Below are 14,521 nucleotides of genomic sequence, written 5' to 3'. Positions count from 1 at the left end.
AGTTCAGTAGATCCACGCCATGCGTGGATGCTCCTCTCAGAGCGCCAACACCCGCCGGTAACTCAACGGCCCGCGTCCATCACGCAACCCCAACCGCAACTCCAGACCGGTCGCCGGCAATACCTCGCCCTGGCTCGGCAGCATCGCCCAACCCACCCCCGGCTGCCATGCGCGCACCTCGAAGCGCTGTACATCACGCGCCACCAGCAGCCCGCGCGTCGGCTCAGGCGCAGGCAGCGGATAATGATCGGACGGCGCACCGCTGGCACGCCACAACGTGCTGCCTTGCCGCCACCAGCGAACGCGCTGCCACTGCAGCCCATCACTGCCGACACTGCGGGTGATCTCCAGGGTGAAGCCACCATCGGGGTGGCGCTCACTGGTCAACGACGGCGGCAGCAGCCGCGCGGGTTGATCGGCCGGGCGCACCGCACCGTTCATCAGCGCATCGTCGGCCCGCATCTCGATATCGCGCTGGAACTGCTGCAGCACCCGCATCGCCGTACTGGTCTCGGCATCGGCCTGGCGCAGGCGCTGGTCAGTGTTGGCCACGCTGTCCAGTGCGCGCCAGCAGATCACCGCCAGCACGCCCATGATGGTGATGGCGATCATCACTTCGATCAGGGTGAAGCCCCGCGCAGCGCGTTTCATGGCGCCGCCGTCCATGGCAGCTGCAGGCGCGCCAGCGACTGCTTCGGTGCATCTTCGGCCACCACGCCCAACTCCAGCTGCGGTTGCCCGTCGGCGCCGCTGCCCAGGTGCTGCTGCACCAGGAAACGGGTGCGCCCCTGCAGGCACAGCAGGCGTGCATCGCCGGGTGGTTGCGCGGCCAGGCGCAGCTCCTGCCAGCGGTCCTGCGCGCACAGCAGGGCCAGCCGACGGTCACGCAGACGCGACTGGTCATCGGTCGCCACCGCCACCGAGCGCATCACCGCTGCCAAGGCGATGGCCACGATGGCCAAGGCGATCAGCACCTCGATCAACGTGAATCCGTGTTGCGTCCGCTTCACTGCATGACCTGCAATTGTCCGCTGCCATCATCACGAAGACGCAGTCGACGGCCGTCCAGCGACAACGCCAGCTCCCACGGCACGCCGATCCATTCGGGGCTCAACTCGATGGCAGCCTTTGGTTGCACTTCAATGCCGCGGGTCTGCCATTGCTGGGGGCGCAGCAGGTCATCGCGCCGCAGCTCGACCCAGCCCTCGCTGTCGCGGCGGCTGAAGCGATAGCCTTCTGCGCTGGCCTGCCAGCGGATCGGCCGACCATCGATGCGTGCTTCATCGCGCGCGACCTGCAGGCGCTGCGCCAACCGCTCCGATTCCTGGCGCAGCTGCCGCGCAGGGTCGAGCAGGCTGCCAAGGCCAAGGCCGATACCCGCCGTGCAGATGCCGATGATGACCAGTACTACCATCAGTTCAATCAGGGTGAAGCCGCGTGGCCTGCGTTGCATCGGACATCGCCTCCCGTCCTTGCCGATACCTGCCAGCGTAGGTGCGGATGATGAAACAAAAGCGTCAGCGACAGCTGCTAGCGTGGCCGCACAGGACCCTGGCGAAGGTGCGGAACATGGACGGCAGGCGTTGGGATCGCAATCGCACGTTGACCCTGCTGGCGGCCATGCTGCTGCTGGCCGTGGCGGGATACTGGGGCATGGCCCTGTTCATGGCGCCGGCTCGCGTGGCCGCGGCCGCGGTGCAGGTTACCGTACCCGCTGCCCCGGCCGTCGACGACGCTGCCAGCGCACCGCTGGTGCGGCTGCTCTCGCCCGGCGCGGTGCAGACCGATGTGAGCGTGCTGGGCGTAATGGCTGGGCGGCAGGCGCCGCTGGCGCTGCTGTCGGTGGATGGGGCGCCTGCGCAGGCCTATGCTCCAGGCCAGCGGCTGGGTCCATCTACCGTACTGGCAGCGATCAGCGCCAACGCGGTTGAACTGCAGCAGGCAGGACAGCCGCGCTCGCTGCCCGTGCCCGAACTGCCGCCCCTGCCCACCGATGGCATCGTTCCCGCCGCGCTGGGGCGGCACTGAACACGGCTCAGCGCGCCGGGCGCTGTGGCACCACCGAACGCCCGAACGCATCGCCCATGCGTTGCCGCGTGCCTTCCAGGTTGTACTGCAGCATCTGGTTGCCGGGCTTGCGCATCACGCGTTCGGCTTCGGGAAGAGCAGGGCGGGCGGCTGCGCTCTCCGTCGGCGCCAGCTTGCGTTGCAGGCAGTCCCAGGCGGGGATGCGCTCGCCATTGACCTGTACTTCGATGCATGGCGCTGCGTCTGCCTGTTTGGCGGCCTGGTCGGCCCGCGCCCAAGGCGAAGCCAGCCCCAGGACCAACGCCATACAGAGGGCACGGCGGTTCGGCGTAAGCAGGGTGGCGTGCATCTTGAATCTCCCGAGGCAGCAGGCGCTCTGCAATGAAGACGTGCACCAGGCGAAGTGTCCGCCTGCGCCTGTTTCAGCATCGTCAACAGATGACAGTGCTGTCACAAAACTGTTGGCGGTTTTGACGCGGCCTGCACGTCCTGTTGGTAGACCCACGCGCCGCTCCCTGGCCATTCCCTTCGATACGACGCGATGCCTTCGATGACTCCCGTTCCGTGCCGTGCCGTTCGCCTTCCGCTGCGCCTGCATCCTTTGTTGCTGGCCCTGGCGTCGTTGCCCTTTTCAGTGCTCGCGCAGGACGCCGCGCCAGCGCCCACGGTGAACATCAACGAGTACATCGTGCGCGGCAACACCGTGCTCGATGCGCGCCAGATCGAACGCGCGGTCGAACCGTTCCTCGGCCCCGGAAAAACGCTCGCCGATGTCGAGAAGGCGCGTGATGCAGTCAACGCGCTGTACCAGCAGGCCGGCTACCAATCGGTCTATGTGGAGCTGCCCGAACAGCAGGTCAACGCGGGCGTGGTGCTGCTGAAGGTGCAGCAAACGCCCATTGGCCAGCTGCGCGTGGTCGGTGCCCGCCATGACTCACCCGAACGCATCCGCGAGCGGGTACCGGCGTTGGCTGAGGGGCGGGTGCCGGACTTCGACCAGGCGCAGAAGGAACTGACTGCGCTGAACGAAGGTGGTCGTCGCCAGGTGCTGCCGCTGGTGCGCGAAGGCCAGGTGCCGGGCACCATGGATGTGGACCTGCAGGTGGAAGAGAAGTCGCCGTGGCGCGCGAGCGCGGCACTCAACAACGATCACAGTGCCGACACCGAGAAGCTACGGCTTAGTGCATCGCTGGCCCACGACAACCTGTGGCGGCGTGGACACAGCGCGAGCATCGGCGTGTTCATCGCGCCGGAAGACACCGACCAGGCAAAGGTGTTCTCTGCGTCCTACACGGTCCCCTTCGAGGGCACGCCGTGGAGCCTGGAGGCATCGGGCTACAAGTCCGACAGCCGCGTACTGAATGCAGGCGGGCAGGTCGGTACCGGCACCGGCACCAACGTGATCGGCAACGGTCATTCCATTGGTCTCAAGCTCAACTACCGCCTGGCCGGCAGCAGCCAGTGGTGGCGCCAGCTCAGCCTCGGCGTGGACTTCAAGGACACCGAAGAAGACACGCAGATGGGCAAGGACAGCCTGAAGACGCCGTTGAAGTACGCGCCGATCACCCTGGCCTTCGTCGGTGTGCGCCAGGGCGAGAACGATCAGCTGAGCATCAACACGCAGCTGGTGGCGGGAACCCGGCGCCTGTTCGGTTATGGCAGCAACGCCACCGATTTCGGTCAGAAACGCTACTGGGCCGACCCGAGCTTCGTGGCGTTCAAGGCGGATGTCTCCAATACGCACACCTTCGGCAACGACTGGCAGTGGTATGCGCGTGGCTCGCTGCAGGCGACCGATGCACCGCTGGTCTCGGCCGAGCAGTTCGCCGCCGGTGGCATGTACACCGTGCGTGGCTACCTCTCGGCCGAAGCGATCGGCGACTACGGTGGCCTGGCCAACCTGGAATGGCGCACCCCGGCGTGGTCGCTGTGGAGCGGTACCGACCTGCGCCTGTACAGCTTCGCTGACGCGGCCTACCTGCGCCTGCGTCAGCCGCTGCCGGAACAGCGCGACAAGTACAACCTGGCCTCGGTCGGGCTGGGCGCGCAGCTGCGCCTGGGCGAACACCTCCAGTTGCGCCTGGACTACGCCTGGCCCTACGCCGATGGCCCGGTCACGCGCAAGGACGACCCGCGCCTGCATTTCAACATCAGCACCAGCTACTGACCCTTCCCTTGAGATGCGTTCTCCGGAGACCTTTTGCATGGACCGTCTGCTTTCCCGAATGTTGCTGCTGCTGGCTGCGCTGATCGCGCTGCCCGCCGCCGCGGCCGATGCCAACTGGTGGCAGGCCGAATGGAAGTACCGCAAGCCGATCACCGTCGACGCCGGCCCACAGGGCGCGGGGTTGGCCGGTAATCCCGGGCGTACCCCGCTGCTGCTGCGCCTGCATACCGGCAACTTCGGGTTTGATGGCACCCAGGAGGGTGGCAACGACCTGCGCTTCGTTGCTGCCGACGGGCGCACCGTGTTGGCCCATCAGATCGAGCAGTTCGACCCGAACCTGGGCCTGGCCCTGGTCTGGGTGGACGTTCCAGCACTGACCGCCAGCGCGCCGCAGACGATCTGGATGTACTACGGAAACGCGAAGGCACCGGCCAGCGGTAATGGCCAGCAGGTGTTCGATCCGGACTACACGCTGGTCTACCACTTTGCCGAAGCCAATGCGCCGGCGCGTGATACCACGGCCTACGGCAACACGGCCGGTGCGGTAGTGCCTGCGGCGGAAAGCACGGTGATCGGGCGTGGCGTGCAGCTGGGCGCGGGTCCGCTGCCGCTGCCGGCCAGCGCTTCGCTGGCACAGGAAGCGGGCGCGCCGCTCACCGTTTCGGCCTGGATCAAACCGGGCGCGCAGACCACCGCGCAGGCGGTCTACGCCCGGCGCGATGGCAGCGCCGAGCTGGTGCTGGGTATCGACAACCGCGTGCCGTTCGTGCAGCTCAACGGTCAACGCAGCACGCCAGCACAACCGGTCCCGGAAGGACAGTGGGCGCATCTCGCGCTTACTGCCGAGAAGGGTTCGCTGCAGCTGTTTCTGAACGGTCGCGTGGTGGCCCAGCTCAGTGGTGAACTGCCGGCACTGAGCACCGCTGCGGTGGTGGGCGCCGATGCACCGGGTGCGACGCAGCCGCTGGCCAACTTCGATGGGGTGCTGGATGAACTGCGGATCTCACGCGTGGCGCGCCCGGCGGCGCTGCTGCTGGCCGATGCCACCGCACAGGGCGCCGACTCGCGCCTGATCAGCTACGGCGCCGACGAGCAGTCGGCCGGGCAGAGCCACTTCGCCTTCATCCTCAAGGCGATGCCGTTCGACGCCTGGGTGGTGGTCGCCATCCTCGGCCTGATGATGCTGTTGTCATGGGCGATCATGATCGCCAAGAGCCGTCATTTCGGCCGCACCAGCAAGGCCAATGCGGTGTTCACCGAGAGCTTCAGCAAGCTCTCCGGCGTGCCGCTGCGCACCTTGTCCGAGATGGACCGGCAGGGCAAGGTGCCGACGGCGATGCACGACGGCTCGCTGTGGCGCATCTACCAGGTGGCCATCGATGAAATGCAGCAGCGCCATCAGCGCGACGGCAACTCCGGCTATCTGAGCGCGGCCACCATCGCCGCCATCCGCGCGTCGATGGACGCGGTGATGGTGCGCGAACAGGAGGCGATGGCGCGACGCATGAACTGGCTGTCGACCACCATCGAGGGTGCACCGTATGTGGGTCTGTTCGGCACCGTGATCGGCATCATGCTGGTGTTCGTGGTGGCGGCGATGGCCGGTGCGGTGGACATCAACTCGGTGGCCCCGGGCATGGCGGCAGCGCTGCTGTGTACCGCCGCCGGCCTGGGCGTCGCGATTCCGGCGCTGTTCGGCTACAACTGGCTGGGGGCACGCGCCGAAGCGATCGGCGCCGACATGGCGGTGTTCATCGACGAGTTCGCCGCCCGCCTGGCCGAAGAGCAGGACGGACGCGGCCCGGCCGCGGTCCAGGGCTGAGGGACCGGCCATGGCCTATAAGGCGAAGTTCGGCATCAAGAAACGCGAGAAGGGCATCAACGTGACGCCCTTCGTCGACGTGCTGCTGGTGGTGCTGGTGATCTTCATCCTGACCAGCAACGCCTCCATTCCCGGCATCGAGGTCAACCTGCCGAAGGCCAGCAACAGCACCGCACTTGAGAAGCCCAAGACCAAGGCGATCACCATCGACCCCAGCGGCCAGGTATTCCTGGATGCCTACCCGGTGACGATGGCCGAGCTGGAGGACCGCCTGCGTACCGAACGCGCAACCTCGCCGGATTTCCCGGTGATCGTGCGCGGTGATGCGCAGGTGCAGTACGCGCGCGTGGTCGAGGTGCTGGACCTGCTGCGGCGGCTGGAGCTGGCCCAGGTCGGCCTGGTCACCGGCAAGGCGCAGGGCTGAGGCATGGCCGGCCATCGACCACCCCTGCAGGAGCCTGGTACGCGCGGACGCCAGTTGCTGGTGACGATCGCGCTGGTACTGGCGGCGCTGCTGGTACTGGGTATTGCCCTGTGGTGGCTGCTGTTCAAGGACACCGCCAGCACCCGCCGGCCGGTGGTGCAGCCGCCGATGCTGGCGTTGCCACCACCGCCACCACCACCGCCGCCACCGGAAAAACCGCCCGAGCCGGAGACGCCGCCGGAAGAGACCGTGCCTGAGCCGGAACCGCTGGACCAGCCAACGCCGGCCGAAGAGCCGACGCCGACGCCGGACAACGCCGACCCGGTAACCATGGACGCCGATGCGCAGGCCGGCGGCGACAGCTTCGGCATCCAGTCGGGCAGCGGCGGGGGTTCGTCCGGTGTCGGCCGTGGCGGTGCCGGCAATGCCAGCTATGGCCGCTACCTGGGCTATCTGATGCAACAGGCGATCTCGCGCGATGCGCGGGTCAAGCGCCTGGCCTTCCAGCTGCAGGTGAATGTGTGGCTGGCGCCGGATGGCCGGCTGGAGAAGGTCGAGCTGGTGCGTGGCAGCGGCAACGAGGAGGCCGACGTGGCCGTGCTCGATGCGCTGCGGCAGATCGGCAAAGTCGACCAGATGCCACCGGCGTCGCTGGATTTCCCCGCGCGCGTGCTGATCCAGGGGCGCCGCCCCGGCGCTTGACCGATGACTTCCGTGATTTCCCTTCTTTCGATGAGAACCGTGATGAACGACCACGACCGCGCTCGAACCGCATCCCGCCGCCCGCGGCCGGCCCGACGGGCGCTGCTGTGCTGCGCCGTACTGCTCAGCCTGGCCGTGCCGGCCAGTGCAATGGCTGCCGAAACCACCATGGTCAAGCTGATCAAGGGGTTGATTGCCAGTGGCGCGCTCAAGCCCGAAGACGGCCAGGCGCTGCTGGTACAGGCGGAAGCAGAAGCGGCGGCTGCGCAACGTGTCACTGCGAGTGGCGCAGCCAGCAGCGGCGGTGTGGCGCTGGAAGCCGGCGACGTGCGTGTGCCGTACGTGCCGCAGAGCGTGCGTGATGGCATCCGCGATGAAGTGCGCCAGGACGTGATGGCGCAGGCCAAAGCCGAGGGCTGGGCCGCGCCGAACGAAGTGGCCGAGTGGACCAAGCGCATCAAGGTGACCGGTGACATGCGCGTGCGCAGTGAGTCGCGCTTCTACTCCGAACGCAACAGCGACATCGAAACCAACTGGGCCTCGGTGAATGCGGGCAGCGGTTTCGATACCAACAACAACACCAACCTGCAGCTGCCGCCGCTGCTCAACACCCGCCAGGACCGCCGCAACCTGTGGCGCATCCGTGCACGGCTGGGCATCGAAGCGATGATCGGCGAGCACACCACCGCAGGCGTGCGCCTGGCCAGTGGCAGCAGCAACGGGCCGGTGTCCACCACCGAACAGCTTGGCGGCGGCCTGGGCAAGAAGGACGTGTGGCTGGACCAGGCATGGCTCGCCTACAGCCCGGCCGACTGGGTGACGGTGCGCGGCGGACGCTTCGGCAATCCGTTCTGGACCAGCGACACGCTGTTCTCCAACGACCTGAACTTCGATGGCCTGGCGGCCAATCTCAGGTACGACATTGCTGAGGACGTCGGCCTGTTCGGCAACCTGGCGGTGGTGCCGTTGGAGTACACCTCCGACAGTGCTCCCAGCCAGAGCCGGGTCAAGACCCCGAACGAGAACAAGTGGCTGTCCGGTGCACAGGTGGGGGTGAACTGGCGCTTCAACGATGACAACAGCCTGCGTGCAGCGCTGGGCTACTACGATTTCAAGAACATCAGTGGCCGCCTGTCGTCGCCGTGCGCGCTGTATGCAGGCGCGGTTGGGTGCGATACCGACTGGTCGCGGCCGGCGTTCATGCAGAAGGGCAACACCCTGATGCTGATCCGCGACATCGCCCGCAATCCGCTGGATCCGGCCAACACGCCCACACCGCAGTACGTGGGCCTGGCCTCGGCATTCCGCCTGGCCACCTTCAACCTGCGCTGGGATACACAGCTCGCGCAGGACATCGGCATGCGCCTGGACGCGGACTACATCCGCAACCTGGCCTATGACAAGCAGGCCATGTTCGCCCGGGCCAACAACGGCATCGTCAACAACTACGGCGCCGGTGGCAGCGCCAGCATCGATACCTTCCGCAGCGGCGACACCGCCTGGATGCTGCAGGCCACCTTCGGCGCCACCGAGCTGAAGGAGAAGGGCCAGTGGCAGGCCCTGCTGGGCTACAAGCGGATCGAGGCCGATGCGCTGCCTGATGCTTACAACGATCCGAACTTCCACCTTGGCGGTACCAATGCGCGCGGTTACTACGTCGGCGGCGCCTATGCGCTGGATGCGCGCAGCTGGATCAGCGGCAAGTGGATGGCGGCCAAGGAAGTGTCGGGCCCGCCGTTGTCGATCGACGTGTTCCAGCTGGAGTTCAACACCGGTTTCTGATCGGACAGCGTGATCGCAGTCACGACACGTGTGGCGGGGGCGCGGCGACGCGCCCGTCTAAGGAAGGAAGACCACGCGTTGCACAAAGGAGGAGTGGATGAGCCGTCGCAAGCTGTTCGAGAGTTCCGAGCCCGCCGCACACACACTGGGCATCGGGCCGGCCTATGTCTCGGTGGAGGGGTTGCGCCAGCACCTGGCCGAATTCCTGCTGTATGCAGGGCGCCCGGTCGTCATCATGCGCGGGCGCAGCGAGGTCGGCTATTTCCTGCCGTCACGCTGCTGGCGCCAGCGCGAGGATGATCCGCTGGCTGCCGCGGCCGCCGATCAGCTGCTGGATGCCGCCGGCTTCCAGGCCGAAGACATCCAGCAGGTCGAACAGGAATTCAACGCCATGCGCCAGCGCACCGTGCTGCATTCACGGCGTTGAGGGGCCAGTAGATCCACGCCATGCGTGGATGCGCTTATGCTGCCGCCCCGCGCTCGCTGGTGATCCGTGCACCCTCGCGCATCACCAGCGTCACCGGGGTCTTCTCCACCACCTCCAACAGGCGCTGCCACTGCGCATCACTCAGTTCGCCAGTGGCATGCAGCACACGGTGCACGTGGAAGCGCCCGTCCGCATCACGTTCGGAACGCAGCTCGGCGTGGAACTCGCCCAGCTCCCAGCCCTTGCGCTGGGCATACATGCGCAGGGTGATGGCGGTACACGCGGCCAGCGAGGCCAGGTACAGGTCGAACGGGGCAAAGCCCTTGCCCTGGCCACCGAGCGAGGCCGGCTCATCGGCCGCGACGTCGAAATGGCCGTTGCTGATGTGGTGCAGGTAGTTGTCGGCGGTCGAAACAATGCGTGCGTAGGCCATGGGAATCCCCGGTTGTAGCGCCGAGCCATGCTCGGCTGCAGGAAAGGGCGGCGCCAGCCGGAGCCGGAGCCGCCACGGAATCACTCCGTACGATCGTACGAGAACTGGATGCCGGCCGTGCCACCGCGGGGCACACTGCGGCTGGCCTACCCAATCGCACTGCTGCACGTACGCATTGGCGGCATGCTGGCTGAGCGGATGTCAGTTCCCCCTCCCGGCGGAGCCCGTTGCCAGTCGTGTGCGCGCCCGTCCGCCGGGGCGGAAGGGCGGGGGGGCATTTATCCCCAATTTGGCCAAATTGGGTATAGTGGCCTCCTATCCTTCCGCTGGAGCCGTGCCATGACCCTCCCGCTCGACCTGCCCGGCCTCGACAAGGCCCCGGCGTCCTCGGTCAAGACCCGTGGCTGGCCCAGCCTGATGCGTACCGTGCGCGAGAAGCAGGCGCTGGTCATCACCAACCACAACCACCCTGAAGCGGTGATCGTGGACATCAAGACCTACCAGGAGCTGCTGGCCAGGGCCAGTGGCAGCGATACCGACGAGCGCAGCGACGTGCTCTCGCGCCTGCGTACCGAGTTCGACCAGGCGCTGGCCGGGCTGCAGCAGGGTGAGGGGCTGGGCAAGGTGATGGGCAAGCCGATCCGCCGCGGCCACAAGGTCGCGCTCGGCCGTCCGCTCTGACTCATGGGGCGGATCCTGGCGTTGGCCGGCGTCAACGGCGCCGGCAAGAGTTCGCTGCTCGGTACCTGGCTGGAGGCCGACGGCCTGGGCTGGTACAACCCGGACAGCTTTACCCGACGGCTGGTGGAGGCGGGCTGGCCGTTGGCCGAAGCCAACGCTGAAGCGTGGCAGGAAGGCGCACGACGGCTGCGCCAGGCGATCGCCGACGGCAGCGATTTTGCCTTTGAAACCACCTTGGGCGGCAACACCATTCCGCGTCTGTTGCGCGAGGCCTGCAGCCAGCACGACGTGGCGATCTGGTTCTGCGGGTTGGCCACTGTCGAACTGCATGTGTCGCGCGTAGCGGCGCGTGTTGCTGGCGGTGGCCACGACATCCCGCAGGACAAGATCCGCGCACGCTTCGATTCCGCGCGCGAGAACCTGCTGGCATTGATGCCGCACCTGGCCGAACTGCACGTGTACGACAACAGCGCGCCGGCCGATCGCTACGGACGTGTTGCCCCCTTGCCTGTGCTGGCGCTGGATCGCAAGGGCCTGCAGTATCCGGTGTCAGTGGTGGAACTGCTGCACACCCCGGACTGGGCCAAGCCCATCGTCATGCGCGCGATGGAACTGCATGCCGACAGCACGCCGCTCGCCGGCCCGCCTGTGCGATGATCCGACTCCGCAGATTCAGTGATCGAGGAACAGGGATGTACGAGCGGAAGCACTGGCAGGCCATCGGCCTGCGCGCGCTGGTGGCGGCCATGGCATTGACGGTGGCGGCGCCGCTGCTTGCCCAGGATGCAACGCCGGCCGACGTCAAGGACGAGGCGAAGAACGAGCCGATGAGCTACGACAAGGCACGTCGTACCGCCGAGGCGTCCCTGCGCCTGCACCCGGGCACCGACAGCCAGTATGACTACCGCCCGCTGTGGGCCGGTAATGCCGACCTCGATGGCGATGGCCGCCCGGAAATCGTTTATCTCTACACCGCGACCCAGACCGGCAGCGCAATGCAGCTCAACGAACTGGTGGTGATGACCCCGCTGGCCGAAGGCGATGCACGGGGCCAGGCCGCATCGCCGGGCAAATCCGCCTATGACGACGAAACCTACGCGTTGATCCGCGCATCCGGTTACGCCGATGACGCTGCCGTGCACATTCCCGGCGAAATGGAAACGATCACCATGGACGGCGACCGTATCCGCGTCACCTTCAACAGCACCCGCAATTCAAAGCTGTGCGTGCGTGGCAAGGTGACCTGCCCACCGGAAGGGCAGCATGCCTGGGTGTACCGCTGGGCCCCGGGCAAGCTGACCCGCGCCGAGTAACCGCATTACCGGCTGCGCCATTCACCAAGGAGAACACCATGCACGGATCTGCATTTTCCCGTTCCATCCTGTTGCCTTCCGCATTCGCATTTTGGGCGCTGGTCGGTTGTGACCCGGTATTTGCGGCATCGAAGGCATCGCCACCGAGCCTGGTACAGGCGTTCCACGCAGCCGAGGCCTCGTTGCGGCGTATCCCCGGCGATGACATCGAAAGTGATTTCCGCCCGGTGTGGACCGCCGTTGCCGACCTGGACGGTGATGGTCGTGCGGAGGTCATATATCTCTATACGTCGACCTATACCGGTGGCTCGTTCGCACAGAGCAATGTGATTGCGGTGATGACGGCGCTGGCAGCGGATGATCCACGCGGCAAGGAAAACCCCAAGAGCCTGTCGCCTGTGGAGGCAGAGGACTTCGCCGCCATCCGCGCGTCAGGTTACGGCGATGATGCGGGCGAGCAGATTCCGGGTGCCGTGCATTCCATCAGGATCGAAGGTGACCGCATCATCGTCGCGTTCAAGGTCGTTGCCGGTGCGAGCACCTGCGATGTCGTGGGCTACAAGCATGTCTGCCCGCCGGATGGCGACTATGTCTGGACCCTGCGCTGGACCCCGGGCAAGCTGACCCGCGCCGACTAGCGCTGCGCAGCCGGCAGCGCCAGGCACTGCCCGGCGCTGCCCCTGGCACTTAGGCCGGGGTCACCTGTTCCGGCTCGGCCAGGTCCGGCAACGGCGGCAGGGCGCGGTCCACCGTCACCGGCGCATCGCTCTTCAACAGCGCGGCCGCCTCCTTGTTGCAGCCCACGGCCGGCGGCGAACCGCGCAGTGGCAGGCCGGCGGTTTCCTTCACGAAGATCATCGTGATCAGGCCGATCACCGCCGCGCCCATCAGGTAGTAGGCCGGCACCAGCGGATCGCCGGTGCGCTCCACCAGCCAGGCGGTCACCAGCGGCGTGGTGCCACCGAACAGCGACACCGACACGTTGAACGCAATGGACAGCGCGCTGTAGCGCACCGGCGTATAGAACAGTGCCGGCAGCGTGGACGGCATCGAACTGGTGAAGCACACCAGCGCCAGGCCCAGCAGCATCAGCCCAAGGAAGATCAGCCAGTCGTTGCCGCTGCCCACCAGCAGCAGGCTCGGCACCGCCAGCACCAGCAGCGCGATGCAGGCGCCGATGATCATCGGGCGCCGGCCCAGCTTGTCGCTGAAAAGGCCACCGACGATGTTCAACGGCATCATCACCAGCATCACGATGATGATCAGCAGCAGGCCCTTGCTCTCCGCGTACCCCATGGTCACGCTCAGGTAGCTGGGCATGTAGGTCAGCAGCATGTAGTCGGTAACGTTGAACACCAGCACCAAGCCCATGCACACGATCAGCTGGCGACCGTGCACACGCAGCAGTTCACCCAGGCCCGGACGTTCGTGGTCACGCTTCTCCGCTTCCTCTGCATAGGCACGGAACGCCGGCGTTTCCTCCAGCCGCATGCGCATGTACAGGCCCAGCAGGCCGAGTGGGCCGGCCACCAGGAACGGAATGCGCCAGCCCCAGTCCAGCATCTGTTCGCTGCTCAGCAGCATGTGCAGGGCGGTGACCGTACCGGCACCGGCGATATAACCGCCCAGCGTGCCGAACTCCAGCCAGCTGCCCATCAGGCCGCGGTTGCGGTCGGTGGAGTACTCGGCAATGAAGGTTGCCGCGCCGCCATACTCGCCACCGGTGGAAAAGCCCTGCACCACGCGCGCGAGCAGCAGCAGCACCGGCGCCCAGATGCCGATGCGTTCGTAAGAGGGAATCAGGCCGATGGCGAAGGTGCCCAGTGCCATCATGATCATGGTGAAGGCCAGTACCTTCTGGCGCCCGTAGCGGTCGCCCAGGGGCCCGAAGACCATGCCGCCCAGCGGGCGTACCAGGAAGGCCACGGTGAACGTGGCGAACGCAGCGATCACCTGCGCGGTGGGGTTGCTGGAGGGGAAGAACACCTGGCCGATGGTGACGGCAAGATAGCCATAGACACCGAAGTCGAACCATTCCATCGCATTGCCCAGTGCAGCGGCGCCCACGGCGCGCTTGAGCATGGGCTTGTCGACAACGGTGATCTCGTCGACCTTCAGATGGCGGCGGCGTTTGAACCAGCCGAAATGGGCATGGGCATCGGAGTTGTCCTGCATGGGGACTCCCTTGGAAGAATGGAAATGGAGTGGAATGGGCGGTACGGATGTCCCGAAAGTCGGAAACGGCGATGCTGGCGCAGCAGGCGCAGGGGCATCGAATGGAAGGCCCGGAACGGGGCGAAAGGTGTGTGCGATCAAACGCCGCGCACGCGACAAGCATTGCCCGCTGCCAGAACGCGGGACAATCGGATGGGTCCGATTACGTGTCAGGCCGCGTCAGTGCACGTGTGGTGGTGGCAGCCGCAGGGGACAGGCGGGCGGGGCCCGCAGGCGTCATCCGCCGGGATCCAGCGCGAGGCGATGGAAAGGCGAGGGGGATGCAATGATGGAAAGCGAAGCGCCGGTCGGCAGTGCTTCCCGCATGCCAGCAACAAGTGCTGACGCGCAGTGGGTCGTGTCGATCATGCGTTCATGATAACGGTTACAGTGTGAGCGTGCCGAGAATCGCGCTGGTACGAACGCAGCGTTCCATCTTGCCTGTTCATGCAGATGACCCACGCACATCGAATGAACATGTTGTGCTCACCTCGCTCACGCCACGCCTTTTACGGTGGTTACGAACCA

General features: G+C 66.4%; 17 protein-coding genes. 11 read left to right on the top strand and 6 right to left on the bottom strand.

Annotated elements, in window-relative coordinates; all coding sequences use genetic code 11:
* Nucleotides 1–36 precede the first annotated feature (36 nt).
* Genes CR919_RS02170 through gspH form a run of 3 tightly spaced genes read right to left on the bottom strand, consistent with a single transcriptional unit; the run spans nucleotide 37 to nucleotide 1,453 of the window.
* Complete coding sequence (locus tag CR919_RS02170; protein ID WP_099818785.1) at nucleotides 37–651, bottom strand: prepilin-type N-terminal cleavage/methylation domain-containing protein; 615 nt, start codon at nucleotides 649–651, stop codon at nucleotides 37–39.
* Nucleotides 648–1,010 carry a type II secretion system minor pseudopilin GspI gene (gene gspI / locus CR919_RS02165; RefSeq protein ID WP_099818639.1) on the bottom strand — a complete coding sequence of 121 codons (363 nt, stop codon included), beginning with the start codon at nucleotides 1,008–1,010 and terminating at the stop codon, nucleotides 648–650. The genes CR919_RS02170 and gspI overlap by 4 nt, the downstream gene beginning before the upstream one ends.
* Nucleotides 1,007–1,453, bottom strand: coding sequence for a type II secretion system minor pseudopilin GspH (gspH, locus tag CR919_RS02160; RefSeq protein ID WP_099818638.1), 447 nt, complete (start codon nucleotides 1,451–1,453; stop codon nucleotides 1,007–1,009). The genes gspI and gspH overlap by 4 nt, the downstream gene beginning before the upstream one ends.
* A gap of 116 nt (nucleotides 1,454–1,569) precedes the next feature.
* On the opposite strand from gspH, the gene CR919_RS02155 reads away from it, so the two are divergent.
* Nucleotides 1,570–2,028, top strand: coding sequence for a general secretion pathway protein (locus tag CR919_RS02155; protein WP_099818636.1), 459 nt, complete (start codon nucleotides 1,570–1,572; stop codon nucleotides 2,026–2,028).
* Nucleotides 2,029–2,035: 7 nt separating this feature from the next.
* Here the strand turns inward: CR919_RS02155 and CR919_RS02150 are convergent, their stop codons facing one another.
* Nucleotides 2,036–2,377: a hypothetical protein gene (locus CR919_RS02150; RefSeq protein ID WP_099818635.1), complete on the bottom strand. Its 342-nt coding sequence runs from the start codon at nucleotides 2,375–2,377 to the stop codon at nucleotides 2,036–2,038.
* 201 nt (nucleotides 2,378–2,578) lie between these two features.
* Here CR919_RS02150 and CR919_RS02145 point away from each other — a divergent pair, with 201 nt between their 5' ends.
* From CR919_RS02145 to CR919_RS02120, 6 genes are all read left to right on the top strand, one after another.
* Nucleotides 2,579–4,195, top strand: a complete 1,617-nt coding sequence (locus tag CR919_RS02145; protein ID WP_099818634.1) for a ShlB/FhaC/HecB family hemolysin secretion/activation protein — start codon at nucleotides 2,579–2,581, stop codon at nucleotides 4,193–4,195.
* A gap of 37 nt (nucleotides 4,196–4,232) precedes the next feature.
* Nucleotides 4,233–6,017, top strand: coding sequence for a MotA/TolQ/ExbB proton channel family protein (locus CR919_RS02140; RefSeq protein ID WP_099818632.1), 1,785 nt, complete (start codon nucleotides 4,233–4,235; stop codon nucleotides 6,015–6,017).
* Between the two features lie 10 nt (nucleotides 6,018–6,027).
* Complete coding sequence (locus CR919_RS02135) at nucleotides 6,028–6,441, top strand: biopolymer transporter ExbD (protein WP_089235818.1); 414 nt, start codon at nucleotides 6,028–6,030, stop codon at nucleotides 6,439–6,441.
* A 3-nt stretch (nucleotides 6,442–6,444) separates the two neighbouring features.
* Complete coding sequence (locus tag CR919_RS02130; RefSeq protein WP_099818631.1) at nucleotides 6,445–7,143, top strand: cell envelope integrity protein TolA; 699 nt, start codon at nucleotides 6,445–6,447, stop codon at nucleotides 7,141–7,143.
* Between the two features lie 42 nt (nucleotides 7,144–7,185).
* Nucleotides 7,186–8,925 (top strand): putative porin, encoded by a 1,740-nt coding sequence (locus tag CR919_RS02125; RefSeq protein ID WP_099818629.1) that lies wholly within the window; start codon nucleotides 7,186–7,188, stop codon nucleotides 8,923–8,925.
* Nucleotides 8,926–9,022: 97 nt separating this feature from the next.
* Complete coding sequence (locus CR919_RS02120; protein ID WP_099818628.1) at nucleotides 9,023–9,352, top strand: hypothetical protein; 330 nt, start codon at nucleotides 9,023–9,025, stop codon at nucleotides 9,350–9,352.
* A 34-nt stretch (nucleotides 9,353–9,386) separates the two neighbouring features.
* Here CR919_RS02120 and CR919_RS02115 read toward each other — a convergent pair whose 3' ends face one another.
* Complete coding sequence (locus tag CR919_RS02115) at nucleotides 9,387–9,785, bottom strand: OsmC family protein (protein WP_099818627.1); 399 nt, start codon at nucleotides 9,783–9,785, stop codon at nucleotides 9,387–9,389.
* 339 nt (nucleotides 9,786–10,124) lie between these two features.
* Here CR919_RS02115 and CR919_RS02110 point away from each other — a divergent pair, with 339 nt between their 5' ends.
* From CR919_RS02110 to CR919_RS02095, 4 genes are read left to right on the top strand one after another with little or no spacing between them, the layout of a single operon-like run.
* Entirely contained in the window at nucleotides 10,125–10,466 is a 342-nt protein-coding gene (locus CR919_RS02110) for a type II toxin-antitoxin system prevent-host-death family antitoxin (protein WP_099818625.1), read from the top strand.
* Between the two features lie 3 nt (nucleotides 10,467–10,469).
* Nucleotides 10,470–11,123, top strand: coding sequence for a hypothetical protein (locus CR919_RS02105; protein WP_099818624.1), 654 nt, complete (start codon nucleotides 10,470–10,472; stop codon nucleotides 11,121–11,123).
* A gap of 35 nt (nucleotides 11,124–11,158) precedes the next feature.
* Nucleotides 11,159–11,779, top strand: coding sequence for a hypothetical protein (locus CR919_RS02100; protein ID WP_099818622.1), 621 nt, complete (start codon nucleotides 11,159–11,161; stop codon nucleotides 11,777–11,779).
* 38 nt (nucleotides 11,780–11,817) lie between these two features.
* Nucleotides 11,818–12,417 (top strand): hypothetical protein, encoded by a 600-nt coding sequence (locus tag CR919_RS02095; protein ID WP_099818620.1) that lies wholly within the window; start codon nucleotides 11,818–11,820, stop codon nucleotides 12,415–12,417.
* Nucleotides 12,418–12,466: 49 nt separating this feature from the next.
* Here CR919_RS02095 and proP read toward each other — a convergent pair whose 3' ends face one another.
* Nucleotides 12,467–13,954: a glycine betaine/L-proline transporter ProP gene (gene proP / locus CR919_RS02090; protein WP_099818619.1), complete on the bottom strand. Its 1,488-nt coding sequence runs from the start codon at nucleotides 13,952–13,954 to the stop codon at nucleotides 12,467–12,469.
* Nucleotides 13,955–14,521: the final 567 nt, after the last annotated feature.

This window comes from Stenotrophomonas sp. LMG 10879 (assembly GCF_002750935.1).
GTDB classification, from domain to species: Bacteria; Pseudomonadota; Gammaproteobacteria; order Xanthomonadales; family Xanthomonadaceae; genus Stenotrophomonas; species Stenotrophomonas lactitubi_B.
This window is presented reverse-complemented; position numbering and strand designations above follow the sequence as displayed.